Raw genomic sequence first — 18,228 nt, 5'->3', positions numbered from 1 at the left:
CGACATCGCCCCAGGCCGTTCCGCGGGTAGCTTCCTCCGGGCATGACCGATTCCGACCGCAGCGCCTCGCGCTCCGCCACCCTCGCCGCCACCGTCGCCTGCATTTGCTTCGGTGCGTCGGTGGTCGTGACGCGCTTCGTTGTCCCGCAGACCACGCCGGTCATTCTCGCGTTCCTGCGGTACGTCATCGCGACGACGTGCGTGCTGGGCATGCTGGGGCGTCGCGCCTTTCCCGCGATGCCCGGGGCCGATCGCGCCCAGCTCGCCCTGCTGGGCGCGCTCTTCTTCGGAGTCTTTCCGTGGAGCTTCAGCGCGTCGCTGACGCATCTCCCCGCGGCCACGGTGGCGCTCATCGTGGCGACCAATCCGCTCGTGACGCTCGCGCTCAGCGCCGCGCGTGGCACCGAGCGACTGACGGCACGCATTGTCATTGGCCAGCTGCTGGCGCTGGGTGGCATCGCGCTCGCGCTGCCGTGGCACACGACGGCAGCGGTGGCTGGTGATGGACCGCGCTGGATTGGCTACGCCGAAGTGGGCACCACGGTCCTCTGCGGCGCGATCTACAACGTGTGGTCGCGCCCGCTGCTCCTCAAATACTCCTCGGCGGTGATCACCGGGCAGTCGATGCTCGCTGGCACGATCGCGCTGGCGCCGCTCGCGCTCTGGCAGGGACTTGGGGCGCACACGCGCACGATCACACCAAGTGGCTGGGCCGCGGTGCTGTTTCTCGGCACCCTCGGTGGCGCGGTGGGTTTTGGTCTGTGGGGACTCGCGCTGCGGCGCTCGACGCCCAGTCGGGTGGCGGTGTTTCTGGCCCTCAATCCCATCACGGCGATTGCGCTGGGGGTGGTGCTGCTCGGCGAGCCGGTCACCCTCACGCTCGCGGGTGCGCTGGTGTTGGTGATCACGGGCATTCAGCTGGCTACGCGACGGTAGATTCCTCGCATGACCAATCCGGCGGACTTTCTTCGTGCGCTGCGCGGACAGAGTTACGTGATGCTCCGCCCGTCCCCCATCGCCGGCGTCGGCGTGTTCGCCATTCGGGATATTCCCAAAGGGTGTCGCGACATGTTCTCCCCGCCAGGTGCCGACGACGAGTTCGTGGCGGTCCCGCGCGCGCTGATCGACGCCGAACCACCGCATGTGCGCGCGCTGGTCGAGAACTACTGCCTGTACGACGAGACGACCTACTGGGTGCCGCGCGACGGTTTCCGGCGGCTCGACTGCTCCCTGTTCCTGAACCACAGCGACACACCGAATGTGGTGTCGGTCGATGACGGCGCCTACTTCGAAGCCTTGCGCGATATCGCGATGGGCGAGGAACTTCTCGTGGACTACGGCGAGCTGGTCGACGACACGGACACGCCGTAGTTCCCTCTCTCCGCTCCTGCCCGAGCCGCTCATGCCCGCTCTCCGTTCCGCGCGCGCAGTGCGCCGCGCCCTCGTTCTTCCGGTTGCGGCGCTGGTCGCCGCGCTGGGCGCCGTGGCCACGCTCTCGGCGCAGCGCACGCCGCTCGCGCCGATGGATGTGTTCGCGATGGTGTACGCCGGTGATCCGCAGATCAGTCCGGATGGGCAGTGGATCGCGTTCGTGCGGCGCTGGAGCGACGTGCAGACCGACAGCCGCAAGAGCAACATCTGGCTCGTGAAGACCGACGGGTCGTCGTCGCGGGCGTTGACGACGGGCGCGTACGTGGAAACGGCGCCACGCTGGTCACCGGATGGCACGCGTCTCCTGTACGTCTCCAATCGGTCGGGGCGCCCGCAGCTGCATGCGATCACCATCGCCACGGGGACCGAGGTGCGCCTCACCGATGGCGCGACGCCGCCGAGTGGTGCGTCGTGGAGCGCTGATGGCGCCCAGATCGCGTATCTCGCGCTGGTGCCGTCGGCGCCGCTGGTGATCGGCACGCCGCTCACGCCGCCACCCGGCGCGACGTGGGCCGCACCCCCCAAGGTGACGGATCGCCTCACCTTCCGGTACGACGGCGTGGGTGAACTGCCGCGCGCGTTCATGCATGCCTTCGTGGTGTCGGTGCAGGGCGGTGCGCCGCGCCAGGTGACGCAGGGCGACTATGACCACGGCGGCACCAACTACGCGCCCGGGTCGCTCGCGTGGACACCGGATGGGCGTGAGCTCATTCTGCCGGCGCGGCGCGACACGAACCCCGAGCTGCACTCGCGCGAGACCGAGCTGTACGCGGTGACGGTCGCCACCGGCGCGATGCGGCGTCTCACCCGGCGCTATGGCCCGGATGCGTCGCCGGTGGTGTCGCCCGATGGTGCGATGATCGCGTGGACCGGCTTCGACGACACCGGGGCGAGCTTCACCAATACGCAGCTGTACGTGATGCGGCGCGACGGCAGCGGGCGCCGGTCGCTCACGGCCACGATCGATCGCAACGTGGATTCGCCGGTGTGGGCGGCGGATGGGCAGTCGCTCTACGTGCGCTGCGACGTCGAAGGGAACACGCGCGTGCTGCAGATTGCGCTGAACGGCACGGTGAAGGAGGTCGCCCGCGATCTGGGCGAAGGGCATTCGGCGTACGGGGCGAACAGCAGCTTCAGCGTCTCCAAGACCGGGGTGGTGGCGTACACACTGAGCACGCCCACCCGCCCGAGTGACGTGGGCGTGGCGGCGCCGGGACAGGCGCCGCGCACGGTGACCGCGCTCAATGCCGATCTGCTCGCCACGCGCACGCTCGGTGCCGTGGAAGAGTTCTGGTATCCGTCGTCGAAGGACCAGCTGCGCATTCAAGGGTGGCTCGTGAAGCCACCCAACTTTGATCCCGCCCGGAAGTATCCGCTCATCCTCGAAATTCACGGCGGGCCGTTCCTCAACTACGGCAGCCGCTTCGACGAAGAGAAGCAGATGATGGCGGCCCAGGGCTACCTCGTGCTGTATGTGAACCCGCGCGGCAGCACGAGCTACGGTGAAGCGTTTGCGATGAAGATCCACCACACCTATCCCGGCGATGATCGCTTCGATCTCGAGTCGGGTGTGAACGCGGTGATCGCGCGTGGCATCGTGGATACGACCAATCTGTTCGTGACCGGCGGGAGCGGCGGCGGCGTGCTGACGGCCTGGCTCATCGGGCATAGCACGCGCTACCGCGCCGCCGCCGCGCTCTATCCGGTGATCAACTGGGAATCGTTCAACCTGACGAGTGATATCGCGCCGAACACCTCGCGCACCTGGTTCCCGGGATTGCCGTGGGATCACATGGCGAACTACGATCAGCGATCACTCCTCTCGGTCGTGAAGCAGGTGAAAACGCCGACGCTCATCATGACCGGCGAAGAAGACGATCGGACGCCGATGAGCGAATCGATCCAGTACTACAAGGCGCTCAAGATGCTCGGCGTCGAATCGGCGCTCGTGCGGGTGCCCGAGGAACCGCATGGCATCCGGCGCCGCCCGAGTCACGAAGCGGCCAAGGTAACGACGACGCTGGGATGGTTTGCCCGCTATCGTGTCACGCCCTGAGCGGCGCCTGCATTCGCCGTGGCAATCGCTTAACATCCCGAAAGGCGTCTGCCGACGCGTGTGTCGCACCACCTTCTTCGAACTCCCGCTGCCATGTCCGAGGGTCACACCAGCGTGCTTGCCGGTCGTCGTCTGGCCCTGATCGGGGCGGGGACGATGGGGTCCGCCATCGCCGGGGGCCTTGCCGACGCCGGCGTGTTTCCGCAGGCCACGCTGTCCATCGTGGATGTGCATTGGGAAGCGGCGGAGCGCCTGGCCGCCCGCATTCCCGGCGCGACGGCTACGGACGCGGCCGCCGCGCTGGCGCAGGCCGATGTGGTGCTGATCTGCGTGAAGCCCAAGGATGTGCCGGAGGTGCTCGACACGCTCGCGCGGGTGCGGGCGGCAGCGCCGTGGCCGCTGGTGCTCTCCATTGCGGCCGGTGTGACGATCGGCAGCATGGAAGCGCGCCTGCCGGCCGGCACCCCGGTCATTCGCGCGATGCCGAACACCGCGTCACAGATCCGCAAAGGGTGCACCGTGCTGTCGCGCGGCACGCACGCCAGCGACGCCGATCTCACGACCGCCCGCGCCATCTTTGCCAGCGTGGGCACCTGCCTCACGCTCGAGGAGCGGCATCTCGACGCCGTGACCGCGGTCTCGGCGAGCGGTCCGGCTTTTCTCTACGTGGTGCTCGAAGCGCTCACCGATGGCGCCGTGAGTGTCGGGCTGCCTCGCGCCGCGGCGCTGGAGCTCGTGACGCGCATGACGCTCGGGGCCGCCGAGATGGTGCTCACCACCGGCAAGCATCCGGCGGCACTCAAGGACGACGTCACCACGCCCGGCGGCTGCACGATTGCCGGCCTGATGGTGCTCGAAGACGGTCGCGCGCGCTCGGTGCTCGCCCGGACGATCGAAACGACCACGAAGGTCGCCGCCGGACTGGGGAAGTAGGCCGCCCATGCGAGTGGCCATCGTGGGCGGTCCCGGGATCGGCAAGAGTACGCTCGTGCGTCAGCTGGGCGATCTGTATCGCAACGGCTCGTACGGCGAAGGGGAGCAGGGTGTGTGGGATCCGCAGGTGCTCGCCGACATCGAAGCCGGGCGGAATCCCGTGGGCGTCACCGAGTACTTCGCGCGGTTGTACGACGCGAACTACCGGCATGCGGCGTCACACGACAGCCCCGAGGCCGTGGTACTGATCGAGGGGGCGCAGATCACGCTCGAGGCCCATATCGCCGAGTATCCGGCCGAGGTCCACGAGGCGCTGCGCGACGTGGTGCGCCTGGGGGAGGCGTGGAGCCCGGATTGCACGATCGTGCTGACGTCGAGCACGCAGACGATCGAAAAGCACATCCGCTGGCGGCGCCGCCCCTTCGAGGAAGTGGAGCGGATGGTAGAGCGTTTCCGTCTCATCGACGCCGAGTTCCGGCGGTTGGCGCGTCACTATCCGGGCGCGGTGCTCGTGGATCGCGACGGCATGGAGTTCCATACGCGCGAAGGGTTGCTGGCGGTGATCGCCGCCGCGGGACTGCCGCCCTTTCCCGAGATTCCGTACCAGCAGCGGGATTAACCGCGCGCGCCGCGTTCGACGTGGGCGCTCAGCAGGGCGTTCACCTCGTCGACGTGCGTGAGCGGCCAGCCGTGCGACGCGTCAACCACCTCGCGATAGGTCGCGCCGGGGATCGCCGCCGCGAGCGCGCGCCCCAGTGCCGGTGGCGCGATGGGATCCCACGCGGCACTGGCGACGAGTACCGGCCGACCGCTCAACTCGCGCAGGCGGACGGTGAGATCACAGGCCCGCATCGCGGCCAGCTGCGCATTGGCGATGGCCGGCTGATCCGCGAGATCATGACCGAACAGCTCGGCGAGCCGGTCGGCGCGCGCCGCGAACTCGTCGATCCGACCCGGGGGCGCGATGAGCCCGAGGAAGGCGCGACGGCGACTCGCGCGCGAGCCGATGCGGGTGCGAGCGCCTAGCGACAGCATGCGCCACGTGAGCGGCGCCGCTGCGCGCCCATTCGCAAAGGTGCAGAGCAGCGCCAGGCTCGCCACGCGGTCGGGCGCGTCGAGCGCGAGCTGCATGGCGACCGGTCCGCCGAGCGAGTGCCCCACGACATGAGCGCGCGTGATCCCCTCGGCGTCGAGGATCACGCGCGCGTCTTCGGCCATCTGCGCCACCGTGATCGGCGCTGATGCCGGGACGCTCTGCGCCATGCCGCGATTATCCACGGTGATCGTGCGATACGTCTGCGCGAGAAACTCGGCCTGCGGTCGCCACGCCTCGCCCTGGGCGCCCACACACTGCAGCAGCAGCACGGTGTTCGTGTGCGTGTCGCCACGCACCACGTAGTGCAGCGGACAGCCGCGATGGGTTACCGTGGCGTGGCGCAGGTTGTGTGGCATGGCGGAGTCTTCTAGCGCCCCGCCGCCAGAAAGCGCTCCACTTCCGGCCACACGCGATCGGGTTGCTCGGCGTAGAGCATGTGCGCCGCGCCGGCCACCTTCACGAGTCGCGCATTGGGGAGCGATGTGGCCCACGCTTCCACCATGTCCATCGGGATCGCTTCGGCCTGGCCGTGCAGGATGAGCACCGGCACCGTCAGCGACCGCAGGGCGGGGCGCAGGTCCCAGTTGCCGTAGGAGTTCATGATGACGCGGTTGGCGGTGCGGAGGCCGAACTGAATGCCCTGCGGATCGGAGCTGCAGATATCGGCCTTGATGCGCGTGCTCACGTACGAGGGCTCGGCTACCCGCGGGACGAGATTCACCTTCCAGAGATCGCGGCAGGCGGCGCGGATGCTGTCGCCATTGGTGGCGGTCATGAGGCGCCGATTCGCGGCGCTCGTCTGCGCTTGCATGGCCGCGTCCATGTGGACGGCGACGTTCTTGCCAAACCGATCCCAGAAGTCGGCGCGATAAGGCGGCACCGGCCCCATGAGCACCAGGCGCGCCACGCGATCCGGATGGGCGAGCGCGTAGCTGGCCGCGAGCAGTGGGCCGTACGAATGCGCCACGAGCGTGGCTTTCGCGAGACCAAAGTGGGCGCGCACGGCGTCGAGGTCGGCGATCGCCACCGTGGCGGTGAGCTGCGTGGAATCCGTCGGCAACGTGGAGCGTCCGCCGCCGCGCTGATCGTAGAAGATCACGACATGCTTCGCAGTCAGTGGCCCGAAGTCGCCGCGGAAGCTTTCCTGATCCATCCCCGGGCCGCCGTGAATGGCGATGACCGTATCGCGTCCGCTCCCTTCGACGCGATAGAACAGCCGCGCGCCATCGGCGGTGCGCACATACCCTTCGCGGCTCGGCGCGGTCGCGCCACGGGGCGCGACGGGCTTCGTGAAGAGCGCCTTCGGAATCATCACATGTGCGCCCATCGTGCCGTCCACCAGCTGCGTGATGCGGACATCGCAGCCGGTGCTCACGAGCATGTACGCGTCTTCGCGCGAGAGATGGTAGACATCACCCAGCAGCGTGATGGCTTCCTTGACCGCGATCTTGGTGGCGATGGTGAGATTGCTGTCGGCCCCCATCGCGATCCAGTGCGTGGGCGTTTCCCCGCGCGGCCAGGTCTGCTTGAGATCCTTGCGCACCACGAGCTGAAATCGGCCGCGCAACGCGGTCTCGAGTGCGGTGATGTCCACTTCGCCGTCGCCTTGCGCCGCGTGGCCGTCACCCGCAAGCAGCAGCGCGCCCGGCACATTCACCGGGATGTAGAGCGTAGTGCCGGCGACCATTTCCTTGTTGTCGAGATTACCGGCATGGGTGCCCGGCGGCGCACTGTTGATGCGCCCCTTGGCCGGTGGTGGCGCCACGCCGATGCTGCCGAAGAACGGCCGCAGCGGAATCTCGATGCCGAGCGAATCGGAGAAGTGGCCGATCATGCGCTTGGTGTCGAGCGGCACGATGCGCGACTTCGACTGCCCCGGAAACTCCTCGGGAATGAAGCCGCTGCGCGGCCCGAAGGAGTTGCAGGCATACGGGATGGCGAGATCGATGCGCTGGATGCGCACTTCGAGCACGTCTCCCGGCTCGGCGCCCTCGACGTACACCGGACCGGTGAGCACATGGCCGCCCGGTCCGCGCTTGATCACCGAATCGCGCGCCGCCGCCTGAATGGCGCGGATGGCCGGCTCGATCGTGCCGCTGTCGAGTCCCGGTTGCAGGAGACGCGTGCCGCAGGTGCTGACGGTGCCGATCTCCACGATGTCGCCCGATCGCACGCGGAGCGCCGGGGCGGCCTGCGGATCGTAGCCGCCGTACACCACGGTGCGTGGCGAGGGCATCAGCACCGGGATGCCATCGCGGGGATTGGGGGCCGGCGTTGGTGTGGACGGCGCGGAAGACGTGGCCGTGGTGCAGGCTGCCAGCGAAAGCGCGAGGGCGAACGTGCATGCGCCCGTGTGGCACACGGTGGCGGCGCGGGGGAAGCGTGCTTGAGTCATGCGTTCACTTCCTTGGGGTGTGCTTCCACACCACCCGGGCGCCGGTGGTGGAATCGAGCCCCGCGACGAGCGTACTCGTTGCCGCGGGCGTGCTGACGGTGACCTCACGCGCCAGGTCGTGCTGATACCGCGCCGTGACGAGATCGGCTACGGCGGCGACATCCTTCACGCTGCTGTAGATCGTGAGGGCGCCGGTGGCCGGCAGCGTGAGCTGCGTCCACGTGGCGGTGCGATCCTCGAGGACGACCGGTGCGCCATCGGCGCCGGCGGCATAGCCCACATCACCACCGGTGACGAAGCTGCGCGCCTTGCTCGGGCGGGGCATCACCCACGCCTCGACGGTGTCGTTCACCACGATCGGCACCACCGAGAAGGGATGCGCCTTCCGGGTCCACACTGGCGTCACCAGCTTCGACACCTCGCGCGCCAGTTTGGCCCCGCGCGCGAGTCGTGCGGTATCCAGCGCGTCGGTGTACTTGGCGCGTGCGCCATCGAGGCGCACCACGCTGAGCCGACGTACGGTGCGATAGCTGCTGTCGATGTCGTAGACCCCGCCCACCGGCAGGCCGTCGCTGGTGCGCTCGCAATAGAGCGCCTTGGGCGCACTCGCGGCGGCGCCGAAGGTGCCGCCGGCACGCAGGCGCGCGACCGTCGCGACACACTGCATCCAGTACGTGATGGCGCGGGCGCGGGCGTCGGCTTTGGCGAACGCCTCGTGGAAGACGGGCGAGAGGCCGTCGGCGGCCGTAGCGGGGGCCACCGGCGCTTCGGGGGCGGGCGCGGGTGGCGGCGGCGCGGAGGCCGGCGCCTTGGCGCATGCGGCGAGAAGGGTGGCGGCGGTGATGCCGCTCAGCAGCGCGAGGCGCGGCGTGGTGATGTGGGATCCCATGCTCAACGCTAATGCGCGGCAGCGGCCGCCGCTTGGGGCGGCCACATCACGCTGGCGCGACGGCGCGGGTTATGGCGGCGGCGGCTTGCAGTAGAGTTTGCGCGCCTGATCCCCGGCACCGAGCATTGCGGTGAGTGCGCCCTGAATCTCGATGGCGCTCGCGCCGTCGCCGATGCCGGTCGTGACGGCCGTGGAAGCCAAGGCCAGCATGGCGTTCATCGGATCGAGATCGGTGCACGCCTTGGTGCGGCCGGCGGCGATGAGATAGGCACGCGCCTGCTGCAGGGCCGCCGCCGCGATCACGCCGCGGGAGTCCTCGGCGGAGCGGAGCGAATCGGCGAGCGTGAGCATCGCCAGCGCCGTGCGCTGCGATGCGGTGATCGCGTCGCCCCCACCGCCGCGCAGCAGCCCGACGCCACGCGCGAGCGCGTAGCTGCGGAGCCGCTCGCGGTCGCTGCCGCCGCGCGGGGCGCGCTGCAGGACCCGCACGGCGCTGTCGGCCAGCTGTTCCTGCAGATAGTCCTCGGCCAGCGCGAGATACGGCTGCAAGGTGGCCGAGTCGCTCACGACCGCGGCCTTGGTGTTCTCGATGGCCGTCTTGCGATCGCCGGATTTGCGCGCGGTGTTGGCGGCGAGCAAGCGGAAGTCGGGGACGTTGGGAAAACGTGCGAGCGCCCGCGGGAGCACCACCGGCTGCTCGGCGGTGATGACCGCGAGATACTGCAGATAGATGCGCGCATCGCCCGGATGCCGGCGAACGGCACGCGCGCTGACCTCGATCGCGGTGAGCGTATCGTTCGTCTGCCGGAGCGACTCGATGTAACGGGTGACGTAGTTGGAGTCGGCGCGGAAGGTGGGATCGTCGCGCTCGAGGGTGTCGCCCAGGGCGGCCGCAGCCGGCCACTGATTGAGCGCCGTATGGGCCCGGAACGCGAGGCGTCGGAACTCCGCACGCGGCCCGAAGCGCGCCTGCATGGCGCGAATCTGTCGCAGCGCCAGCGCCGGTTCCTGCAGGCGCAGCAACGCTTCGGTCGCGCTGCTGGCCAGCTGGGCGCTGTCGGGGTGCAGTGCGTAGACGCGCTGCCACGCCTGCACGGCAGGGGCCGTGCGCTTCAGCGCTTCGAGGGCCTGTGCCCGCGTGACGGCGGCGACGGTGTTCGTGCTGTCGATCCCGAGCGTGGTATCGGCGACCGCCAGCAAGGTGCCCGCCGCCCCACCGCCGTTGAGCAGCGCCGACAGCAGACAGGCCCGCGAGATGGTCGCCGCGGGGTAGGCCCGAATGGCGGCCTCCGCCTCGCGCACCGCCGTGGCGTGATCGCCGCGCAGCAGGGCGTTCTCACACCGCCGCAGCGGCGTCATCTGCGCGCGCGCCTTGAGGACCTCCTGCACGAGCTGATCGGCCAGCGTCGGCAGCGCGGGGCTGCGCAGCGTGGGGAGCGGCTGCTGCATCCCCCAGCTCCGCAGCCGTCCGATGCGTGGGAAGAGCACGAACTGCCCGTCTTTCCGGGTCAGCTGCCCGTGCACCGTTTCGTCGGCCCGCAGCTCGGTCGCCAGGATGCGCAGCTCGGCGTCGTTCAGGAGCGTGGTCTTCTTGAGATCGGAGCGCTGGAAGTAATTCGCGATCTTGTACCCTTCTAGCCCATGGGCCCCACTTTTTTCGAGGGGCTTCTCGAGGCGATCCCGGGTCAGCTCGACCAGCTCGCGCGCCTGCGCCTGAAGCCCACCGGCGGTGTCGCTCCGGAACTGGGCCACGAACACTTCCTGGCGGGTGAACTCCTGCGCGTGGGCCGCCGTCGCCGCGAGACACAGGGCGGCAAGGGGGGCCAGCAGTCGAGGCAGGTGAATGGCGCGCATAGCGCTGAAACGTATCGCGTGAGGGGAGCTGATCACATCCGAGCCATCCCGTAGGCCACGCGCTAATTTTCCACCATGGTCGAGATCTACAAGCAGTTCACCGTCGAAGCGGCCCACCGGCTTCCGAACGTGCCGGAGGGGCACAAGTGCGCGCGGCTGCACGGGCACTCGTTCGGCATTGAGATCCGCGTGAAGGGGCCACTCGATCCCACCCTGGGGTGGGTGGTGGATTTCGCCGACATCAAGCGCGTGTTCCAGCCGATCTATGATCAGCTCGACCACCACTATCTGAACGACATTCCCGGGCTCGAGAACCCCACCAGCGAGCGGCTGGCGGTGTGGATCTGGGAGCGGCTGCAGCCGCTGCTTCCGGGGCTCAGCGCGGTGATCGTGCGCGAGACGTGCACCTCGGGGTGTGAGTACCGCGGGTAAGACCGCGTGTTGTCACCCCATGAACGCCCAACGGGCCCGGCCGCATCGCTGCGACCGGGCCCGTTGTCTGTTCCGCGTACCGGGAAGGCTTACCGCAGGTTCGGGTTCGAACCGACCTCTTCCTGGCTGATCGGGATGCAGGTGCTGCGTCCCTGGAGCGCGTTGTTCTTCCCTTCCGCCAGCCAGCGGCGGAGGTCGAACAGGCGACGCCCTTCGAGCCAGAGGACGGCGCCACGCTCACGCATCAGGATCTGATACGCGGCATCGACCGTCGTGGCGGTGAGCGCCGGGAGCGACGAGACCGCGCGCTCCTGGTTGATCAACGTCATCGCCCCCGCGACATCGTTCGCCCGGAGCGCCGCTTCGGCACGGATCAGCAGCATCTCGGTGCCGCGCGCGAGCGCGACCGGATCGCCGAGCGTGTTGTACTTGCGCTGCCGGAAGAAGATCGTGGTGCCGTCCTGCCCACGCGTGAGCGCCGTGCCGGTACGCACCGTGTCGTACGGCACGCGCGCGTCACGGTCGGCGACCCACACGGTGTTCCACACCGTCACTTCGCGACGATTGATCGTCTGGGTGGCCAGATCGAGGTTTTCGCGCGAGGTGTTGGTGGAGAAGATCGCGTTGTGCCGGAACGTGGCCGGCACGAGCGCCGCATCGGCCACGGCCTGCGTCCACTTGCCCTGGTCGGCGAGCACCTGCGCGCGGCCGGCCAGCGCCGCGTTCACCAGCGCCGTGTTGTTCTGCGCCGTGGCGATGGCGAGCGCGCGGGTGAAGAGGCTCTCGGCACGGACGAAGTGCTCCGTGTTCGGAAGCTTCGGGCCGCCGTCGATCGTCGTTTCGCAGACGTTTTCGCCGAGGAAGCGGTTCGCGAAGCCCGCGTAGAGGTACGCGCGCGGCGTGTTGGTGTTCGTTTCGAACGCCGTCCCGAGCACGGTCTTCATGCGGACCAGGCCGTTCTCGGCGACCCAGCGCGCGGTGTGCATACGCGCCCAGTCGGCGTTCACGTCTTCGGCGCGCACGACGCCGATGAAGAACTGGCGTTCGGCCTGGAAGTTGCCCGAGTGCACCAGTTCGAGGCCCGCGAGCGAGCCACGCGTGAGATAGTTGCCGATCGCGTTCGACAGATCGCCACCCATGCCATTCACGAGCGCGGGGACGGCGGCGGCCGAGTTGAGCTGATTGTCCTGCAGGGGGCCGGGATTGGTGACGGTGAAGTCACACCCGGCGAGGAGCGCGGTGGCGGCGAGACCCACGAGGGCCGCGGCGCGCTTCGAGGTGGTCAAAGGCATGGACATCAGAAGCTCGTCCTCACGCTGAGGAGGAACGTGCGATAGGGCGGGAAGTTGTAGTAATCGCGACGCGAGAAGGTGCTGGTGGCCTGGTCGGCCACTTCCGGATCCGAGCCCTGATACTTCGTGCTGCGGAACAGGTTACGACCGGCGACCTGCACGGTCATCGGACGGCCATGCGGCACGTACTTGCGCGGCACGTCGTAGCTGACCGAGAGATTGCGGAGCTTGAAGAAGTCCGAGTTCTCGACCCAGAGCGCGAGGTCACGCTCGGCGGCGTTGATTGCGCACTTCGCGCGATCTTCCGCCTTGACCGTGGCGAGCAGCGACTGATCGCCGGCCGCGGCGGCGCGGAGCGCCTTCTGCGCCGTGTAGCACGGCTGCCAGATGTTGAGACCGGCGTTGGTGAAGCCGATGGCATTGAGCAGGTGGCCACCGAGCTGCCACTCACCCACCGCTTCGACGGTGAGGTTGTCGAAGAGCGTGACGGTGAGCGCGGGGTTGATCAGCTTCGTCGGGAACGTCGACCCGATGAACTGGTTTTCCTGCACCACCGGCGCTTCAAAGGCATCCGGGTTCATCACCTTGCGGCCCACGTAGGCCGGCAGCGGCAGTCCTTCCTGCACGTTGCTGCGCGACAGCGCCTGAATGGTGATGACGCGGCCGCCGAGGTCGACCGCCTTGCCCGACAGATTCGAGTACTGCAGGCGGGCATCCACGCGCGCCCACTTGGCCGGCTGGAAGTTCGTCGTCAGCTGGATTTCCGTACCGGCGTTGGCAATCACGCCCACGTTCTCCGGCTGGTTCGTCGAGAACCCCTGCGACGGCGGATACTGCACGTTGATGATCGCGTCGTTCGTGCGCGCGGTGAACGCGGTGAGCACGATGCCGAGGCGGCCGTTGAAGAGCCCGGCGTCGAAGCCGATTTCGCTTTCGCGCGTGCGCTCGGGACCGAGGTTCGGGTTGCCGAGCTGGCCCGGCGTGAAGGCCGACAGGCCGCCTTCGGCGGCGATCGGGTTCCAGGTCCGCGTGGCGTCGAACGCGCCCGGCGCCTTGCCGGATTCGCCGATGGCACCACGCAGCTTGAGCGTTTCGACGAACTTGAGCGGCCAGAACGCCTCGTCGGAGAGCACGTACGACACGCTCACCTTCGGGTACGTCTGCAGGCCGAAGCTCTTGCCGAAGGCGCTGTTGCCGTCGACGCGCGCGCCGGCGGTGACGAAGAGCCGGTCGCGCCAGCCCATCATCTGCTGGGCGAAGAAACCGGCGTTGATCACGCGCTGCTGGTTCACGTCGGTGATCTGACGCAGCGAAGCCGAGAGCAGCGTCGGGAGCCCTGGGCCCGCGAAGTTGTCGCCCTGCAGATCGGTGCTGTTCAGGCGGCTGTCGAAGAGCTGACCGCCGATCGACGTGCTCGAGCTGAAGTTCGTGCCGATCGCCTGCTTCCAGGTGCTCGCCAGGTCCACCGTGATGAGCTGGCGGTTCCAGAGCGTCTGGAAGTACTGGCCCGTCGGGGTGCGCGGATAGCCGAACGGATTGATCGTGCGCTGATCGTTGTTGTTGTAGTCGATACCCACCGACAGGCGGTTCGTCAGCTGCGACAGCGGCGTCCAGCTGGCCGTCCCACCGAAGATGAAGTGATCACCCTGGATGGTGTTGGCCTTCGAGAACATCGTGTCGTTGATGACGCACACGACCGTGGTGTTGGAGCAGCCGCTCCCCTTGAAGTTCGAGCCCGGGCCGCGCGACACGTTGAGGAGGAAGCCGTCGGCGCTGTTACCGTCGCTCACCATCGCGGTGCTGCGGCGCTGCCAGCTCGTGTTGGCCGAGAGGGTGAGCGTCTTGCTCGGCGTGAAGCCGAGGTTGGCGCGCAGGCCACCGGTCTTGTTGCTGCCGACGCGCAGCACGCCTTCTTCATTCTCGAGGTTGCCGGAGAGGCTGTAGGTCACGCCGCCGCTCGAGCCGCGCACGCCGAGATTGTAGCGGCCGATGTAGCCGTCCTGCAGCCACGACCCGCTCTTGGGGCAGGTCGGGTCTTCGAATGCCACGCCGTTCGCGTCCACCACGTTCGGGCCGCGGCACTGCTTGAGGAACATGCCGGTCGGATCCGACTTGGGGCCGAAATCGCCCATGCGGTTGAAGCCGGAGTTCACATCGAGATTCCACTGCGCCGCGCCATCACGGCCGCGCTTGGTGAAGATCTGGATCACACCACCCGACGCTTCCGTTCCGTACAGCGTCGTTGCGGCGGGGCCCTTCACCACTTCGATGCGATCGATGTCGGCCGCTGGGATGTCGCTCAGCGGCGACACGCTCTGACGCGACGACACACCGGTCGGCGAGTTGCCGTTGAAGATGCGGATGCCGTCGACGTAGATGATCGGACGGTTGCCCTGCGTGATCGAGTTCACGCCGCGCAGTCGGATCGTCGCGCCGGCACCCGGCGTGCCACCGTTCTGCAGCACCGTGACACCCGTGGACCGACCGGCCAGGATCTGCGCCGTGTTGCCGGCACCGGCGCGCTCGAAATCCGCGCTGCTCACCGTGGTGACGGCGTTGCCGACTTCCTTCTTGCGCTCTTCACCCGTGGCCGTGACCACGACACCGGCGAGGGACACGCTGCTCTTCACGAGCGTGAAGTCGACGGTGAGCGAGCCGTTCGCCGGCAGGGTGACGGTGCGCTGCTGCAGCTGATAGCCGATGCGACGCACGACGATCGTCTGCGTGCCGCTCGGGAGATTGGCGAGGGAGTACCGCCCGTCATCGCCGGTGCTCTTGCCGAGCGGGGTACCGGCGATCGTAACCTGAGCGGCCGCCACCGGCTGGCCATTGTCGGCATCCACGACCTTGCCGCTGATGGTGCCGGTGGACTGGGCGACGAGCGGCTGGGCCGTAAACGTCGCCAGCGGGAACGCGAGAAGCGCGGCCACGGAGGTCAGCCAACGGCTGGCCGTCCGCGAGGGCCGGTTCTCACGAACCCGCGCGCGTACGTGAGGAAGTGAAGACACGGGTATGCTGAGGGATGAGGGGGGCCGCGAGGGCGCGGCGAGGGGGGGCTGCCCGGAGTGCGCACGGGCAACGAGCGGGACCCAGCAGAACTACGCATGCAAGATGCCTGATCCCGGGGGAAAACTGAACGGGGACGCCCGCCGAATCGGCGTGCGTCCCCGTCGTCGTGCGCGGTGTGTGCGGCCCTACTTACACGACAGCAGCTCGGTCATGCGGGTGATCGCGCCGGCCTGCGCCGAGGTACGAGCCGTGCGGCGGGCGAGCTGCAGCGAGAGGCAGGCGCTCTTCGCGTCATCCAGCACCCCGTACGCCTCGGCGATGCGCAGATACGCGTTGGCGCTGTCGGTCGACGTCGTCAGCTGCGGGAGCAGACGGCGGAGCTCAGGGATGGCGGCCGAGGCGAGATCATTGCCGTTGTCGGCCTCCATCGCGCGACGCACCGTCTTTTCGAGATTGTCGAGGCTGCGGAGTGCCGCGGCGTTGCTCCCCGCCTCGGCCGGCAGCTCCGGCGCCGCCGGTGCACTTCCGCCTGGTGCGGGGCCCGCCGCGGGTGCCGTGCCCGGCTTCGTACCGGCCGCTGGCGTGGTGGTGGCCGGTGCGGTCGTCGCCGCACCGGGTTTCGCCGTGGCACCGGTACCGGCGGCGCCAGCACCGCCCCCCGGCGTCGTCGGCGTCGCGGGGGCTGGCCCGGCAGCGGGCGCTTCGCCGCCCGTGGCCGGGGCGGCACTGGCCACGGCCGTGCTATCGGCCGTCGGCGCCGCTGCGGCGCCGCGTCCCATGAACCACCAGGCGCCGCCGCCGCCCAGAATGATCACGGCCGCCGCGATGCCGATCAGGGCGCCATTGCCCCCCGACTTCTCCACCGCCTTGGCCGTGGACGGCGCCGGCGCGGCGATCGTCGGGGCACTCGCGGCCGCCGCGGCCGCGGCCTTGGCGGTCGCGGTGGCGCTCTTGGCGGGCTTCGCGCTCTGCTTGCCGCCGAGGGCCACCGCCACGGCGTCATCGAAGGCATCGGCAAACGCGCCGGCGCTGGGCGTACGCTGATCGGGATCGCGATCGAGCCCCTGATCGAACACTGCCTGCAGCTCCTTGGGCCACGGCAGATCCGGGCGCACCACGGCGAGCCCGCGCGGCTGCGATACCAGCCGCGCCGTCATCCCGCGGTCGGGCGCCTTGAGATCAAAGGGCAGGTCGAGCGTGAGACACTGATACGCCACGAGCGCGAGCGCGTACACATCGCTGCGATGATCGAGCTCCCCGGCGAGCAGCTGCTCCGGGCTCATGAACTCGGGCGTGCCCACCACCATACCGGTGCGGGTGAGCGCCTGACCATTGGCGCCGGCGCCCACGGCCTTGGCGATGCCAAAGTCCACGACCTTGCAGCGCACCTCGCCGGTGCCGTCCTCTTCGGCGACGAGAATGTTGTCGGGCTTGAGATCGCGATGCACGATCCCCAGGCGATGGGCGGCGTCGAGACCACCCGCGACCTGGCGCACGATGGCCGCGGTCTTTTCGAGCGACAGCGCCCCATCCTGATCCAGGACATCGCGAAGTGAACGGCCTTTCACGAACTCCATGGCCAGGTACACCGTGCCGTCAGCCGTCTCGCCGTAGTCGAAGACGCGCGCCACGCCTTCGTGTTCGATCTGGCTCGCGTTCGCGGCTTCCTGATTGAAGCGCGCCACACTGGCTGAGTCCGCCAGCATTTCGGGGCGCAGCACCTTGATGGCCGCCTGCTTCGGCAGGCGGACATGCTTGGCGAGATACACGGCGCCCATGCCGCCCTCGCCCAGCTTCTTCTGGACGAGATAGCGGTCGGCGATCACCTGGCCGACGAGGTCGCCCGCTTCGTTTTCCTTGGAACGAAGGGTCGACCCGTCCGCCGGGCAGAAAGCGCTCTCATCCGTAAACTCGGTGCCGCAGACGGGACAGATCTTTGCCATAGTTGCCGCCAGACCGCCGGAAAAGCGTTAATGTTTCTGCGTCCCACTTCGCGGAGAATATCGCATGTCAACCGTATCGTTCGCACGGGTGGCCCGTGCTGCAGTGCTGATGGCCTCAGTGGCCCTGCCGATGATGGCGCCCACCGCTCAGGCCCAGAAGCCCACCGTTGCGGTGATGTATTTCACGAATGGCGCAGTCGGCAACAATGCCGAGTACGCACCCCTCAGCAAGGGGCTCGCTGAAATGCTCATCACCGAACTCTCGAGCAACACCGGCATTCGCGTGGTCGAACGTGATCGCCTGCAGGCGCTGCTGGAAGAACAGAATCTCGGCGCGAGCAATCGCGTTGAACAGGGCACCGCCGCCAAGCTGGGCAAGACGCTCGGCGCGCTGCACATGCTCATGGGATCGTTCGTGATCGACCCGAAGGGCAGCATGCGCATGGACGTGCGTGCGATCAACACCGAGACGTCGGAATTGGAATATGCGACGTCGGTCACCGGAAAGGCCGATGCGATGCTCTCGCTGCTGGCTGATCTCGGCAAGGCAGTCAACGCCGGTCTCAAGCTCCCGGCGCGTACGGCGAGCGCGCCGAGCGAAGGCGCGATGGTTGGGGCGAAGGGCCCGAACCAGCTCAAGTCGATGATGCTGCTGAGCCGCGCGCTGGAAGAGCAGGATCGCAAGAACACCACGACGGCGGTGGCGCTCATGAAGGAATCGATCCAGGCGAACCCGGATAACAGCCGCGCCAAGTCGATCCTCGCGTCGCTCGAAAAGCCGCGTTAACGGTTCGTTGGTCGGCTCGTAGCACAGCCGCAAAGGGTCACGAAGCACAACAAAAAGGGCACGAAGAACATTCTCGTTCTTCGTGCCCTTTCTTGTTTGTCGTCGTGACCC

14 protein-coding genes are annotated in these 18,228 nt (G+C 68.3%); 7 read left to right on the top strand and 7 right to left on the bottom strand.

Features of this window, described 5'->3' with window-relative positions:
- Positions 1-42 precede the first annotated feature (42 nt).
- The 5 genes from K2R93_09955 (at position 43) to K2R93_09935 (ending at position 5,039) form a co-directional block, all read left to right on the top strand.
- Positions 43-936 carry a DMT family transporter gene (locus tag K2R93_09955; GenBank protein MBY0490151.1) on the top strand — a complete coding sequence of 298 codons (894 nt, stop codon included), beginning with the start codon at positions 43-45 and terminating at the stop codon, positions 934-936.
- Between the two features lie 9 nt (positions 937-945).
- On the top strand, positions 946-1,371 hold the full coding sequence (locus K2R93_09950) for an SET domain-containing protein (protein MBY0490150.1): 426 nt from the start codon (positions 946-948) through the stop codon (positions 1,369-1,371).
- A 31-nt stretch (positions 1,372-1,402) separates the two neighbouring features.
- A complete protein-coding gene (locus tag K2R93_09945) occupies positions 1,403-3,487 on the top strand; it encodes a S9 family peptidase (protein ID MBY0490149.1) in 2,085 nt (694 codons plus the stop codon).
- Positions 3,488-3,580: 93 nt separating this feature from the next.
- Entirely contained in the window at positions 3,581-4,420 is an 840-nt protein-coding gene (proC, locus tag K2R93_09940; protein ID MBY0490148.1) for a pyrroline-5-carboxylate reductase, read from the top strand.
- 7 nt (positions 4,421-4,427) lie between these two features.
- Complete coding sequence (locus K2R93_09935) at positions 4,428-5,039, top strand: hypothetical protein (GenBank protein ID MBY0490147.1); 612 nt, start codon at positions 4,428-4,430, stop codon at positions 5,037-5,039.
- Here K2R93_09935 and K2R93_09930 read toward each other — a convergent pair.
- From K2R93_09930 to K2R93_09915, 4 genes are all read right to left on the bottom strand, one after another.
- A complete protein-coding gene (locus K2R93_09930) occupies positions 5,036-5,872 on the bottom strand; it encodes an alpha/beta hydrolase (GenBank protein ID MBY0490146.1) in 837 nt (278 codons plus the stop codon). The two genes, K2R93_09935 and K2R93_09930, sit on opposite strands and share 4 nt — an antisense overlap.
- Positions 5,873-5,883: 11 nt before the next feature.
- On the bottom strand, positions 5,884-7,911 hold the full coding sequence (locus K2R93_09925; GenBank protein MBY0490145.1) for an alpha/beta fold hydrolase: 2,028 nt from the start codon (positions 7,909-7,911) through the stop codon (positions 5,884-5,886).
- Positions 7,912-7,915: 4 nt separating this feature from the next.
- Positions 7,916-8,800 (bottom strand): hypothetical protein, encoded by an 885-nt coding sequence (locus K2R93_09920; GenBank protein ID MBY0490144.1) that lies wholly within the window; start codon positions 8,798-8,800, stop codon positions 7,916-7,918.
- 69 nt (positions 8,801-8,869) lie between these two features.
- Entirely contained in the window at positions 8,870-10,654 is a 1,785-nt protein-coding gene (locus K2R93_09915; protein MBY0490143.1) for a hypothetical protein, read from the bottom strand.
- A gap of 75 nt (positions 10,655-10,729) precedes the next feature.
- Here K2R93_09915 and queD point away from each other — a divergent pair, with 75 nt between their 5' ends.
- Positions 10,730-11,086, top strand: a complete 357-nt coding sequence (queD, locus tag K2R93_09910; GenBank protein ID MBY0490142.1) for a 6-carboxytetrahydropterin synthase QueD — start codon at positions 10,730-10,732, stop codon at positions 11,084-11,086.
- A gap of 89 nt (positions 11,087-11,175) precedes the next feature.
- Here the strand turns inward: queD and K2R93_09905 are convergent, their stop codons facing one another.
- The 3 genes from K2R93_09905 to K2R93_09895 form a co-directional block, all read right to left on the bottom strand.
- The gene (locus K2R93_09905) at positions 11,176-12,384 is read right to left on the bottom strand and encodes a RagB/SusD family nutrient uptake outer membrane protein (protein MBY0490141.1); all 1,209 of its coding nucleotides are present in this window, start codon (positions 12,382-12,384) and stop codon (positions 11,176-11,178) included.
- Positions 12,384-15,308, bottom strand: coding sequence for a TonB-dependent receptor (locus K2R93_09900; GenBank protein MBY0490140.1), 2,925 nt, complete (start codon positions 15,306-15,308; stop codon positions 12,384-12,386). The genes K2R93_09905 and K2R93_09900 overlap by 1 nt, the downstream gene beginning before the upstream one ends.
- Before the next feature lie 264 nt (positions 15,309-15,572).
- Entirely contained in the window at positions 15,573-17,330 is a 1,758-nt protein-coding gene (locus K2R93_09895; GenBank protein ID MBY0490139.1) for a protein kinase, read from the bottom strand.
- A 64-nt stretch (positions 17,331-17,394) separates the two neighbouring features.
- On the opposite strand from K2R93_09895, the gene K2R93_09890 reads away from it, so the two are divergent.
- Positions 17,395-18,117, top strand: coding sequence for a CsgG/HfaB family protein (locus tag K2R93_09890; GenBank protein MBY0490138.1), 723 nt, complete (start codon positions 17,395-17,397; stop codon positions 18,115-18,117).
- Positions 18,118-18,228 lie beyond the last annotated feature (111 nt).

The sequence above is a fragment of the Gemmatimonadaceae bacterium genome, assembly GCA_019752115.1.
Classification (GTDB): domain Bacteria; phylum Gemmatimonadota; class Gemmatimonadetes; order Gemmatimonadales; family Gemmatimonadaceae; genus Gemmatimonas.
Note: the sequence above shows the minus strand (reverse complement) of the source record. Positions and strands in the feature narration are given on the sequence as shown.